Origin of the sequence: Providencia sp. CIM-Carb-044 (genome assembly GCF_033901115.1) — a bacterium.
Lineage (GTDB): Bacteria > Pseudomonadota > Gammaproteobacteria > Enterobacterales > Enterobacteriaceae > Providencia > Providencia hangzhouensis.
Genome location: NZ_JAXADV010000003.1, coordinates 179162 through 191512 on the forward strand (window position 1 = coordinate 179162; position 12351 = coordinate 191512).

Annotated in this window: 11 protein-coding genes; 9 read left to right on the forward strand and 2 right to left on the reverse strand. The window is 34.0% G+C overall.

Features of this window, described 5'->3' with window-relative positions; all coding sequences use genetic code 11:
* Positions 1–326: 326 nt before the first annotated feature.
* Together SJ312_RS07360 and SJ312_RS07365 are read right to left on the reverse strand one after the other, a co-directional pair.
* Positions 327–1157: an IS3 family transposase gene (locus SJ312_RS07360; protein ID WP_165879660.1), complete on the reverse strand. Its 831-nt coding sequence runs from the start codon at positions 1155–1157 to the stop codon at positions 327–329.
* 112 nt (positions 1158–1269) lie between these two features.
* Complete coding sequence (locus SJ312_RS07365) at positions 1270–1467, reverse strand: hypothetical protein (protein ID WP_243750198.1); 198 nt, start codon at positions 1465–1467, stop codon at positions 1270–1272.
* 582 nt (positions 1468–2049) lie between these two features.
* On the opposite strand from SJ312_RS07365, the gene SJ312_RS07370 reads away from it, so the two are divergent.
* The 9 genes from SJ312_RS07370 to SJ312_RS07410 all read left to right on the forward strand — a co-directional run bounded on the left by SJ312_RS07370 (position 2050) and on the right by SJ312_RS07410 (position 12188).
* Positions 2050–2793, forward strand: coding sequence for a glycosyltransferase family 25 protein (locus tag SJ312_RS07370; RefSeq protein WP_115166924.1), 744 nt, complete (start codon positions 2050–2052; stop codon positions 2791–2793).
* 278 nt (positions 2794–3071) lie between these two features.
* Entirely contained in the window at positions 3072–4091 is a 1020-nt protein-coding gene (locus SJ312_RS07375; RefSeq protein ID WP_165879619.1) for a glycosyltransferase, read from the forward strand.
* 766 nt (positions 4092–4857) lie between these two features.
* Positions 4858–5544 (forward strand): outer membrane protein, encoded by a 687-nt coding sequence (locus SJ312_RS07380; protein WP_165879621.1) that lies wholly within the window; start codon positions 4858–4860, stop codon positions 5542–5544.
* A 424-nt stretch (positions 5545–5968) separates the two neighbouring features.
* Entirely contained in the window at positions 5969–7243 is a 1275-nt protein-coding gene (locus SJ312_RS07385; RefSeq protein WP_165879624.1) for an MASE1 domain-containing protein, read from the forward strand.
* Between the two features lie 27 nt (positions 7244–7270).
* Positions 7271–8572, forward strand: coding sequence for an HdeD family acid-resistance protein (locus SJ312_RS07390; protein WP_165879626.1), 1302 nt, complete (start codon positions 7271–7273; stop codon positions 8570–8572).
* A gap of 91 nt (positions 8573–8663) precedes the next feature.
* A complete protein-coding gene (locus tag SJ312_RS07395) occupies positions 8664–8996 on the forward strand; it encodes a DMT family transporter (RefSeq protein ID WP_371021498.1) in 333 nt (110 codons plus the stop codon).
* A gap of 294 nt (positions 8997–9290) precedes the next feature.
* Complete coding sequence (locus tag SJ312_RS07400) at positions 9291–9656, forward strand: GtrA family protein (RefSeq protein WP_110592608.1); 366 nt, start codon at positions 9291–9293, stop codon at positions 9654–9656.
* A complete protein-coding gene (locus tag SJ312_RS07405; RefSeq protein ID WP_319867322.1) occupies positions 9653–10591 on the forward strand; it encodes a glycosyltransferase family 2 protein in 939 nt (312 codons plus the stop codon). The genes SJ312_RS07400 and SJ312_RS07405 overlap by 4 nt, the downstream gene beginning before the upstream one ends.
* Positions 10584–12188, forward strand: coding sequence for a DUF6056 family protein (locus SJ312_RS07410; protein WP_319867323.1), 1605 nt, complete (start codon positions 10584–10586; stop codon positions 12186–12188). Before SJ312_RS07405 ends, SJ312_RS07410 begins: the two co-directional genes overlap by 8 nt.
* The last annotated feature ends 163 nt before the right edge of the window (positions 12189–12351 follow it).

The following is a 12351-nucleotide window of genomic DNA, read 5'->3' on the forward strand; positions in this document are numbered from 1 at the left end:
GAGCTACCTTTTAGTTCTAGCTCCTATTAACACAAGTCACAGAATCAAAAGCAAAGTAGTAATTTCTACATAACATGATAAAATACCAAACAATAGTGAACAACTGCCTCATTAACTCAAAGGCACAAAAATCAATCAAAATATTTTTAGGCACCTTATTAGGCACTTTTGAAAAGTTGAATTGAACATTAGCACTATAAAATCATTTAGTTAAGCGACGAATTCAGACTCCGCCAGCACGTGAAATACCGCGCACTTAAGAGTTACTAAAAGCCCACTTCATTCAGGTCATTCTGAAGTGACCCCATAAAGTTGGACACTTTTAGTTAAGCGGCTTGCAAGGCCTGATTTCGATATTCAACCGGAGTCAGGCCTTTTAATTTGACTTTGATCCGCTTGCTATTGTAGTACTCTATGTATTCGTCAATTTTATCAATGAGTTCATCTGCATTTTGAAAATGATGACCATGATACATTTCTGATTTTAATAACCCGAAAAAATTTTCAGCAACGGCATTATCTAAACAGTTACCCTTATTTGACATACTTTGTTTAATCCCATTATCAGCGAGTTGTTTCTGATAGCTAGGGTTTCGGTATTGCCAACCTTGATCACTGTGTAATAACGGTTTTTGTGCTTTGGCTAATCGAGATAATCCACTTTTTAGCATCTCTATAACCAACGTTAAGCGTGTGTTTTTAGCCACTTTATATGCAATAAACTCTTGATTATATAAGTCAATTATAGGTGAAAGATACACTTTTTGTTCATTCACTTTAAACTCTGTCACATCGGTTACCCATTTTTCATTCGGTTTTGATGCCGTAAAATCTCTTTTAAGATGATTAGGTGCTGTTTTTCCTACGTCGCCATGATATGAACGGTATTTTTTGGGTCTTACTGTCGATTTTAAGTTAAGTCGTTTCATTAACCGCTGTACCATCTTATGGTTGAGCAAAATACCTTCATTTCTCAGTATTAAATGGATGCGGCGGTAACCATAACGCCCTTTGTGTTCATGGTAAATACTCTCAATACGCACAAGTTCTTGCGTATACTGTTTAGGTCTTTTCTGCGCGCAGACATGATAATAAAATACACTTTTTGCAAGCCTTATGGCATGAAGTAAGTGGTCCAATGGGTATTTATCTTTCAGAGCTAAAACAACTAACGTTTTTTCTTTGTTTGTCGTCGTTTCATTTGTTTTAGCTCTCCAACTTTTTTAGGACAGCATTTTCCGCACGCAGATACGCAAGTTCCTCTTTAAGTTACTCAAGTGTTTTTTCATCGTCAGAACAAACAGCTACTGTGCGGGGGAGTTTCAATGGCGGTCTTCCTCTAGGTCCACATTCAAGCCCTTTGAATCCATTTTCATTATATCTATCAAGCCAGATAGAGAGGATGCCAGGCGTAGTTAAGTTCAGAATGGCGCTAGTGTGACCGAGAGACCAATCATTTGTCCACATAAGTTTCAGTGCCTGTAACCTTGTTTTTGCGCAACGTAAATGGGGAGTGGGGAGGAACGCTTTATCACCATGGATGGCAACGACTTGTGCCCAATATCGAATTTGGCAGAGGATATGGAATATATTTTAGAAAGCTTTCGAGATGCTTCTCCTGCTAAGCATTGGTTAGCGATGATAATTTTTAAATCGCGGCTGTATTTTGACATTAAAAGACCCCCAATAATTGGTAGTCCAACTATTGGGGGTTACTTCAAAGTGCGGGTTTTCTTTTTTGTAAAAAAGTGAAATTAGATATCTCATTTCACCTGAATATCAACTTGTATTTTGAAATAGATGATAAGCCACACCATAACGGTAGCTTTTTGCTGTTAGATAGCGTTACTATTTGATAGTATAAATCCTCTATTTTTTCTCGATGGTGTAAATAGCTTACTACTTTTTACATACTGATAGAAAAGCTAAAAAATTAGGCATGTAACTTGAGAGTAATTGTCATTATCGGTTCAGTGATTGCCATTTGTGTAAGTGCCATATTCTCGGCGCTATAATACATCATTAAATCAACCCTACTTAGGTATTCAAGTGATTGTTTTTATTATCAACCTAAAAGAAAGTTCTGAGCGTCGAATGAAAATGCAAGCTCAACTCGATAAAACTAAACTAAAATATGAATTCATCAATGCGGTAAACGGAAAAAATCTATCAGACACTGAACTTAAAAAGGCTACTCATGACTACCCAAATTGCATGCTAACAAAAGGTGAAATTGGGTGCGCACTAAGCCATTTATCGATTTATAAAAAAATGGCAAATGAGAATATCGAACAGGCATTAGTGCTAGAAGACGATGCTATATTACCTCATAACATCGAAGATATAATTTCACAAATAAAATTTTTTGATAAAATCAGAAAGCCTAACATATTTTTATTATCTAAAATAGATAGTTACATAAAAAATCAAAACCTAAATGATAATATTTTTAAAGTCTATCAAGCTATTGGCTCCCATGCATATGTTATAAACGTAAAAGCAGCAAAAAACATCATTAAAATTCAAAGCCCCATCAAATATGAGTCTGATATGTGGAGGTATTTTAGATATTTTAATTGTGCGAATATTTATGGGCATATCCCTACTCTGGTTATCTCTGATGATGAATCAAAACTAAATTCATCCTTGGAGGAAGGTAGAGCTCCTTTATTAAAAGCTAGAGAGCGTTATAGAAGCAATCTAAAAAAAATGTTCAAAAATTATCAATACTATCGAATACGAGATATGCTATTAAAGAAATTCTACTTTACCATTAAAGAGAATATTGAATGATAGGAATGCGTTAAGTTAACTTTGCGCTTTTCATCTTAATTAAGACCTAATCATTCCTTATACTAGCGTAAACTATAATTTTTCATCTGTTAACTATACCACTACATATTAGAGTTTTTCCAATGTAGTACTATATCCATTAATTAAATGTCATTTAAAAACATGAAAAACCTTGACAACCTATGCTAAATCAGTATCTAAACACATAATAAGGGCTATGACACATCTCATTTCAGAGCTATAATTCATGATAAACTAAACATAAATTGGATACATAAATGATTTTTTTTGAAAATGCAGTACAGGGAAAAACGTCATTCACCAACAAAGATGTAAATAAAGATTTATCAAAGAAAAAATTTAATGTTGCATATGGTGCCGATAAAAATTTCTTGTTCGGCACAGGAGTATCCATTGTCTCTGTTCTGCTAAATAATAAAGATATAAATTTCCACTTTCATGTTTTTACTGACTTTTTAAGCGATAAAGATATTCAACTATTTAGTCAAATTAGTAAGCAGTACAAAACTTGCGTCACACTCCATACGTTAAATATGGATATATTAAAAAAACTACCAACAAACCAGGTATGGTCCCATGCTATTTATTTCAGGCTTATTATTGCCGACTATTTTTATAAGAAATGTGACAAAGTTTTGTATTTGGATTCTGATGTAGTTTGCACCGGAAGTATTCAAATTCTTAAATCACTAAATTTATCCTCTATGCCTATCGCTGCTGTTATGGATATCAGTGAGCCTTATTCGGTAGAAATGGCTAACTTATTTAACGTTGAAGGGATTAAAAAAGGATATTTTAACTCGGGCGTTATGCTGATAAACCCTGATGAGTGGAATTATAGGCAGCTAACTGAAAAATCAATGTCAGTATTTACTGATAAGAAATTACAACCAGTTATCAAATATTATGACCAAGATGCTATTAACATCGCTGTTCATGGTGATTGGTTAAAATTAGATAATATTTTTAATCATAGAATAAACTTAAATGATAGATATAAGCATAAGAAAAACAACGATATTTCTAATGCTGTTTTTGTACACTTCATTGGTTCGACTAAACCTTGGCATAATTGGTCTAAGTATTATCATGAAGTTCGTTGCTTCCTAAACGCCAAAGAAAAATCTCCATGGAAAGATATAGATTTAATGACACCTCAAAATATCACACACCACAAGTATGCGTCTAAGCACTTTAGATACAAAGAAAAATATTTATCATCATTTTATCATTATGTTCTATACACGATTTTAAAAATAAAAGGGAAAAAGAGGTAATAATATTTGGCTTTCACAATTAAAAAATAGAAAGCCAAACAATAATGTATCTCTGTAGTTATTAGTTTTAACTAACTCGATACCACCCCATCAGCATGATATAGGCGTTTGTTACTACCAAAGCTGTTCCTAAACCTAAGTTTCCGTATTCCCTGAATAGGTATAAGTGTGCACATTATTGCTCGAAGTTGAACCAGTCCAAGTTTTAGATACATCAAAAACATATTTATGTGAGCTTCTTATTAGAGAAAAAATAGATTTCTACTTTTCAGATATAATGAGAGATAAACGTTTATCTCTGCATAAGAATAGTAAAAATAATGAAATTGATTATAGAGAAATAGCTATTCAGCTAAAAAAAGAATTTATGAATATTTTCTCTATAAATCAAGCCGTATAAACTGAATGTAAAATACCTCCAAAGTACTTACACAATGACCTCCATGTGCACGCCAAGTGCACATGATTGAAGCTTAGTAAAGATATCCTTTAATAATCAATCAACTAAAAAATTACGGACACGGGTTCAACCCCGCCAGCAAAAAAGAACGGCAAGTTTTATATCTTTTAAGGATAAAAATCTTAGCAATATGAAGCATTAATTAGAAGATGAAATGCTAATTTCATGCAGAATGCGATAACCCAGGTAACATCTATAACATCTTGTTGAAATAAATTGAACATTTCAATCAAATAACCCTCCTTTACTAATAACCATGACCTGCAATAATCCCACCTCGATATAGCAAACAAAGGGAATTATAACGTGACTAAATTACACTTATTATTAGTAATTGCTGTATTTGGAAGTGCAGGTGGAAATGCCTTAGCCTCTACGAATAATGAAGGCTATTATGGTGCTGCACGGCTCTCTAAGGTATGGCAAAAAGCAGATAATATGGACACCAGTAGTAGACCAGGCATTGGTCAATTTGTCTCTGGTGATGATAAAGATGATTTTTATAATGGCTCTTTAGCTGCTGGCTATCAATTTGGTAATGGTTGGCGTACAGAAGCGGAATATACTTTTAATAAAAAAGCAGAGTATACTAGTGGATCAACAACTTTCCCGACCAGCTTGAATCACCATAAAACAGAGTCCCAACGATTAATGCTAAATGCTTATCGTGATTATGAAATTTATCAGGGAGTTTCTATTTATGGAACCGCTGGTGTTGGTATCGCAAAAGTTAAATCGTCTGGATGGCAAGGAAATGTTTCACGTCAATACGCAAGTAACACTGATGCAAACTTGGTATATTCTCTCGGTGCTGGCGTCAGCTATGAACCTATTAATAAACTCAATCTTGACTTAGGCTACCGTTATGTGGATCTAGGTAAAATTGAAAGTGGCATGAACCGATTTGCTAATGCTCGAGGCTTACAAGACGAGCAAATGAAAGCACACCTTAAATCTCAAGAAGTTGTATTTGGTGTCAGATACTTATTTTAGTATTTTTATAGTGTTATCTCATTGGTAATGTCTCAAAAATAGCTAACTCTTGTTAGCTATTTTTAATTGTGGTGAACACGTTCAATTTTTGCCATTATTGCTCGAGTATTGCTTTATATGATGTTGGGTATCTTCCACAAATAGCTGTCTATGAAAACAACAAGCCATGTTTTATATTTTAAAAAATTCAGATTTGGGGTGCTATTGGCTTTGACTGGGAGCGTAATGTTCATTGAAGTACCTACAGAGCCGAACTCATACTAAAATAAGAAATAAAAAGTGCCTAAAAATACAGGAGAAAATATAATAATAGCTATACCTCAAGATATCATTTTGATATTTTTTGAAAAGAGAAATGATGTAGACCTTTTTGCGTTAAGATAAGGCCAAACATAACTTTATGATGTATAACCTGAAATAAACTATGAAAACATCCTTGCTATCAAATAAGACCACACTAATCGTAATAATAGGATGGCTATTACTTTATTACGTAACAGGTGAAATCTCCGAAATACTTACACCAGAGAATTCAGATATTTCTGTTGTCTGGTTTCCTGCGGGTGTCGCAACAACCGCTTTTTTATGTATGCACAAGCGCCAATGGTTACCATTACTGATTGGCTTCGTTGTATTAAACTTGATTCTGAATGGCTTCGATAATGAGCAAATCACCCTTTCACTTATATACGCCGCTCTAGCTGTACTTTCTTGTATTGCTATTGCTTGGATTGTCCGTAGGTATGCTCATAGAGGAGATGATCTGCAACTAATATTGTTATGGCTATCGGCAGTAATAATTGTCAGTTTTGCAGATGCAGTTTTATTTTCTATCAGTTTGTATTGGTTTGATAATACATCACTTAATGATATTTTCTGGGATGGTTTTATTGCTGATATTACTGGCAACATATTTGCGACAACAGTGATTATGGGGCTAATTAATACCCATTTCAAAAGGGTGGTGCCTTCTTTCAAAATTAATATAATTTGGGGAAGTATTGTTTTTATTCTTCTTATTATTAGCACAATATTAATATTCAATGATACTGCGATACAGATGTACTATTCCTATTTTCATCAGCATCGTAATACTGCTAAATTATCACTACTCTGCATCCCTATTTTGCTTGCTGTTACCCTGTCTATGCTATGGGGAAACAGAGGAGGATCAATCGCACTATTAATACTTGCCACTATTACAATCTATTACACTCGTAATCAGCAAGGACCTTTTTACCTTCATGGCCTATTTCGCCATGAATCACTGTGGTTAATACAGGGATATTTGACCGTAATATCATTATTAATGGTTTTTTTACGGGTTGTCGCTCGAAGTACTCATAGAATTGATGACACACAAGGGGCTTATAAACCGCAGCACCTAGTATATCAACTTAATCTAGATAATGGTGCTATAGAATGGGGAAATACAGATTGTTCATATCCGAAGGCTGATTTAATAACCCTTTCCGCTCTAAGGCAAATTATGGAATCTATTCACCCTGACGACCGAGAAAAACTCGCTCGACATTGGGAACAAAAGCAAGCTCAGACCACTCTTCCAATAATAACCTTTTGTTTGAAAGATAAAGAAGGTCGTTGGTGGAATATAGAAGATCGTGGAAGTGTTATTTTTAGTCATAACAAGCCAGTAATGATTGTTGGGAATTGGTTTATTTTGGGTGAAGTATCCTAAAATTGATGTAATAACAAAGGATAAGTGATGCTACAAATTGCATTATTACTTTTCGGTGCCGAATTTATCAGAGGAAAAGCACATTACCTCTGGGGGATTGGGCTCCTTTGGTGTTTTATTGGTATCTTTATTTTTATTGATGGTATTGATGGTATTCTTTTTTTTCCAATACATTTGTTTGGTTTTCTATTGTTACTTGAAAGTCTGATCACATTAAGTGTCGCTTCAAGTGGAATTGGGACACAAAAAACGATACTCTTCTTTAAAGGTGGTTTGTTTTTATTCTGTGCATTGGTTATCTTAATTAATCAAACATATAGCAATGTATTATTGTCAGCAATGTTCGGTTTTGTTTTTTTTATTACCGGATTGTTTGTTGTTGCATCAGCTTGGATCGTACGTTTTCCTGGATGGCAATTAATCCTATTATGGGGCGTAATTGAAATGCTGTTTGCCTTTTTTCTGTTTACCCATCACCAAGCAACAATTTCTTTTTTCATCGGCTTTTTGATGATAGGAAGTGGATTTGGATGCCTGAAGTTAGCATTTCGAGCCCGTCATATTCAACGAGGAACATCCATATTTGAACTAATGCGTCCTTTACCTGTGTCGTTTAAGAAAAAAGGGGCAACGCGGCCAATAACAGAGAACCTACAGTCCCCTACTTTAAATAGATCAACTGAACAAGATGCTATTTTGACTGTTCATATCTGGACCCCCGAAGGCTCCGCAAACCAACGCCCTGTACCACGGCCAATTATTAATCGTTATATTGCGGCTGTTGATTCTGAGGGGGTAATCTCTACGGGGCATGCATCTCTAGAACTCTATCCGCACCTCTATATCAGCTTATACCCTGAAGAAGATATTGATCGCTCTCCTTCAGAATTTTTCAGGCTACTAAAAGCAACCGCTGATAATAACGTTCCGGGGCGTTTCTTGCCTAATTATCAAGCTGAAGCATCCGAATGGTGTGAATCTGACAGACAGATTGTTTTCAATGTTTATAACTATGCTTCTTTATTGAGTTTTTGGGAAAAATATCGCCAATATCCTATTTATAACCTAACATACCAAAACTGTTCCAGCAGTGTTGCATATGGTTTGGAAGCTGCGTTGGATGGTGTTTTGTCTATGCAAAAGAGAAGTGATTTTATCGGGATTTTAAATGTACTTTGTATGCCAGAGTTATGGATTGCGGCTCAAATTCGTCGGCGTGCGCTGATGATGGCATGGACCCCAGGATTAATTATGGATTATGCACGTGCTTTGCGGGCTATTGTACACCCTGTTCCTGTCCCTTGGTATAAACGCTTACTTAAGCGTTGAGTTTCATAGCTATGATGACATTTTTATCTCAAACATAGTTTAGAATTGTCATTTTGGAATGTTTGCTAAATAAGTTAAAGAGGTTTTTATGCTGAAAGTGTATGCAATCTTAATGGTGTCTATCATAGCTGAAACAACCGCGACAACCATGATGAAGGCGTCTGATGGGTTTACCAAGTTGGTGCCCAGTATTATTGTCGTTATTGGTTATGCCATTTCTTTTTATGGCTTATCCCAAGTTGTAAAAAGTATGAATATTGGTATCGCCTATGCGATATGGGCTGGAGCAGGAATATTTCTTGTTTCAGCATTATCGTTTTTTGTTTATAAACAGAAACTTGATTTTCCAGCATTAATTGGTCTGGCATGCATTGCGCTGGGAATTGTTATTATCCAGCTGTTCTCTAAATCAATTACTCATTGAGTTAATAAATTTAATACTCTTTTTCTTTTTAACCGGTCGAAATTATTCAACAAGAGTGGATATAGGAAACTTCGCTACCGGTTAACCGCTTACTCACCACTGACGCTTGAGGTAAAAATCCTAATTCAACTAATATATTGGTGGCAATTTTCTGATCGAGCCCAGAAAAATAGTGTTTCGAAGAGTAAGATTAATACAGCGTTCCACATAAACTCTTCTTATTGGTATGCTGCATCAATAAGTATATTCAGGTATACTAAATTACTTATTCTCTTCTCAATACGAATGATTGAAATGATTAAGTTATTTACTAAATACTTTTCGGTTGGAATTTTAAACACTCTTATACATTGGTCTATTTTTGGACTACTGACAGTATTTCTTTCAACCTCTCAAGCTATAGCTAACTTAATAGGCTTTATCGCCGCGGTCAGTTTTTCCTTTTTTGCTAATGCAAAATTCACTTTTAAAGCCAAAGCTACAGCAACACGGTACATATCATTTACCTTATTTATGGGGCTTCTAAGCTACCTAACAGGCTATGCCGCTGACCAACTACGATTACCACCTATCGCAACCTTAATAATTTTTTCTTCCATTAGCCTCGTATTAGGTTTCCTTTACTCCAAAATCTTTGTTTTCAGAGATACTCCACAATGAAAATATCATTAGTAGTACCAGTTTATAACGAAGAAGAAGCTATCCCTATATTTTATAAGTCAGTAAGAGAACACCCGATTCTTAATCAATATGATATCGAAATAGTCTTCATAAATGATGGAAGTAAAGACAACACTGGAAATATTATCAATGCATTAGCTATTGCCGATCCTTTAGTGCTCCCTTTAAACTTCACGCGAAATTTTGGTAAGGAACCCGCTTTATTTGCGGGCCTTGAGCATGCAACTGGAGAAGCTGTAATTCCCATTGATGTAGATCTTCAAGATCCTATCGATGTGATTCCATTACTTATAGAAAAATGGCAACAAGGCGCAGATATTGTTCTCGCAAAAAGAGCTGATCGTTCTAGCGATACATGGTTAAAACGCAAAACAGCCGAGTGGTTTTACAAGCTACATAATAAGATTAGCTCACCTGAGATTGAAGAAAATGTCGGCGATTTTAGATTAATATCTCGCCAGAGCGTCGAATATATAAAATTATTACCTGAGCGTAATTTATTTATGAAAGGGATTCTTTCATGGGTAGGTGGAAAAATTGATGTTGTTGAATATAACAGAGCTGAGAGATCTGCTGGCGAAAGTAAATTTAATGGCTGGAAATTATGGAATTTAGCGTTAGAAGGTGTCACTAGCTTTTCTACTTTTCCATTACGCGTTTGGACTTATATTGGTTTATTTGTCGCTCTTGTATCTTTTATCTATGGTGGTTGGATGATGGTAGATAAATTAATTTGGGGCAACCCTGTTCCTGGGTATCCTTCTTTACTTGTTTCTATTCTATTTTTAGGTGGTGTACAGCTTATTGGTATTGGTGTATTAGGTGAATACATCGGGCGTATCTATATTGAAAGTAAACAACGACCTAAATATATATTGAAAAACATAAAAAAAATGGAAAATTCTGATGAATAATCGTATTTTTAACTTAAGTAATTTAATTATACTAATACCTTTTATATTTATTTTTATAATTGAATACCTAACTCCAATGCAGTCAGATGACTTTGTTTATTATATCAAAGGGAATTCAATCGCCGTTCATTTAAACCATTACTTTTCATGGAGTGGCCGTTTTGTCTCTGATTATTTTAGTACCTTACTACTTAGTACGGATTCTCAAATACTAAAATCAACAACCATTGCAATTATTGTAACTATTCTTTTATTTTTAATTACAAAAATTGGCAATAGTCTCAATAAGTCAAATCGATATTTCAACCTCCAGTTTTTAACTTTATTCTTTATTTACTGGATTACAATTCCAAATATTGGACAAATTGTTTTCTGGATTGTTGGCGCTGCTAACTATCTTTTAACCAATCTATTTGTTGTTACTTTCATTTATGCATTAATAAGATACTTTAAAGAAAGAAAAGGCATTACTTTACTTCTTCTCGTCTCATTCTTTGCAGGCTGTAGCAATGAAAATACTACTTGGATTGTACTACTTACATCCTTAATAACCTCTTCATTTCTTTATTATAAAGAAAAAAATAAAATATTATTTTTATCTACATTACTTGTTTTTATAGGGTTCTCAGTGCTAATTTTTAGTCCTGGTAATCTCAATAGAGCGGCTTTATCTACTGAATTTTATGAATTAAGCTTGGTGAGTAAAATATGGTTATTTTTATCTGATAAATTGCCATATGCATTAAGTAAAACATGGATACCTATACTAGTTTCCTTAGTACTATTAACCTCATATATTAAAAACAAAAAATGCAATAACTTTTATCTTTCTTTACTTTTCATTATATTAGGATTGTTAAGTACGTTATCGATGGTGGTGTCGCCAACATTTCCGACTAGAGCACTTAGTGGCCCACATCTTTTTTATATTATTTCTTGCTCTTTCTCTATTAGCCATATCCTAAATACAAAAAATAAAAGTATAATATCTCTATCAACCCTATCAGTAATAAGTACATTATCTTTAGTTAGCTTTATTTATTCATATTCACAAATTGTCTTTTCGTACAACTCAGTTAATGCTCAACAAAAAATAAGAAAATATCAAATATCTAAAAGTATAATTGAAAATCAAAAAATAGATAAAATACCTAATTTCTATTATCCTAAGTCTTTAAGAGCAGGTGACTCAATAGACCTTTATAATGACCCCAATGCAACAGGAAAATATTATAACTTATCAAATTCAGTTAACGTATACCCTATTAATTACAATTACTCTGTAATTATTAATGGTAAAAAAATCCCATTACCTGATAGTGAAAATACTGGTATTAGTAATATTTACATAGGAAAAGACACCTTATTAAGGGATACATCTATAGCAATAGAATTTGATAGTGTAAATAAATTTACTCCTGACACAAAATTTATAATCAAGACAAAAAACGGTAAATACTATGAATATAAAAACTTAAAAGTTGATACACTGTACGGTATGAATGTTGTAGGATTTATCATTCCGGTAGTGCCATCCGATATATATTCGATTTCTTACAAAAGATATAACGAGACTGATGTAACTATCAAAATATAATTATTACAGCCTCTGTGTGGTAATATATTACACAGAGGTTATAACTGTAATTAACGGGATTCTACCAACTCATTAATATGATAATATGTCAGCAAATTTCATATTTTCTGGCTGGGTTTCTTTTTTAACTCGGTGATAGTACTCTCAATTTCACATTAGCCTC